Below are 1,156 nucleotides of genomic sequence, written 5' to 3'. Positions count from 1 at the left end.
GAGTAAAGACAAGAGACCGCCGGTGATATTTCATCACCGGCTTTTTTGTATCTGAAGTTTGAAATCAGATATGAAGTTACCCATAGTTGAAATAGGGGCCGGTATGTAAGTACCGGCCCTTTTTATTTGGTAAAAAACATGAGTGTGTTACACGTTAAAAATATGTCCTATCAGGTTGTTGATCATCACCTATATAGCCATTCCCACTTCACTATTCATGCTGGAGAGCATGTAGGAATCACCGGTGCAAACGGAGTAGGAAAAAGTACGTTGTTAAAGTTGCTTGTTGGTGAAATTTCTGCCGATGAGGGAGATATTCATTGGCAGCCAAACTTAGAGATTGGCTATCTTGATCAACATCTTGTGGTAGATAAAACTCAGACGATTAGAGAATGTTTACAATCGGCATTTAATGAGTTGTTTGAAGCTGAACGTGAATTATTTTCTTTGTATCAAGAGATGGCTGAATCTGCATCGCCTTCTTTGCTTCGCCGAGTTGCTAAGTTACAAACGGAATTGGAAGCCCAAGGCTTTTACGCCTTACATGCCAAAATTGAAAGTGTATCCGCAGGGCTTGGTATACAGCAGTTGGGACTGGATACTCTAATGAGTGCGTTAAGTGGTGGGCAACGCCATAAGGTTTTATTAGCGCGCTTATTGTTGCGTGAACCAGACGTCTTATTGTTAGATGAGCCGACTAACTATCTTGATGCAACTCATATTGAGTGGTTGAAGAGTTATCTCAATGCTTATGTAGGAACCGTATTATTGGTGTCTCATGATGTGAGTTTCCTGAATGCGGTTACTACCTGCATCTGTGATATCGACTATCAAAAAATCCAGAAATACACCGGCTCATACCACAAAGCAATGGCGCAAAAGCGACACAACAATTCGCTGTTGGAAAAAGAGTACCACTCACAGCAAGCTGAGATTAAGAAACTGGAACAGTTTATTGCGAAAAATGGCGCAGGTGTGAATGCGAGCATTGCGAAGGGCCGTAAGAAACAATTGGATAAAATTGAAAGGATTCAGTTGCATAAAACAGATGCCGTGACTGAATTTGATTTTTCTTATGCGCCTATTGGACATCAAAGTGTTGTTAGTGCCGAAGCGTTGAGCATTGGCTATCAAACGCCTTTACTGTCACCGATGG

Annotated in this window: 1 protein-coding gene; it reads left to right on the top strand. The window is 41.5% G+C overall.

What is annotated here, in order from left to right:
- Positions 1-138 precede the first annotated feature (138 nt).
- Positions 139-1,156: ABC-F family ATP-binding cassette domain-containing protein (locus tag R8O70_RS25830; RefSeq protein WP_318184538.1), on the top strand; the 1,018-nt coding region annotated here is incomplete at its 3' end.

This window comes from Vibrio sp. 779(2023) (assembly GCF_033344285.1).
GTDB lineage: Bacteria > Pseudomonadota > Gammaproteobacteria > Enterobacterales > Vibrionaceae > Vibrio > Vibrio alginolyticus.
This window is presented reverse-complemented; position numbering and strand designations above follow the sequence as displayed.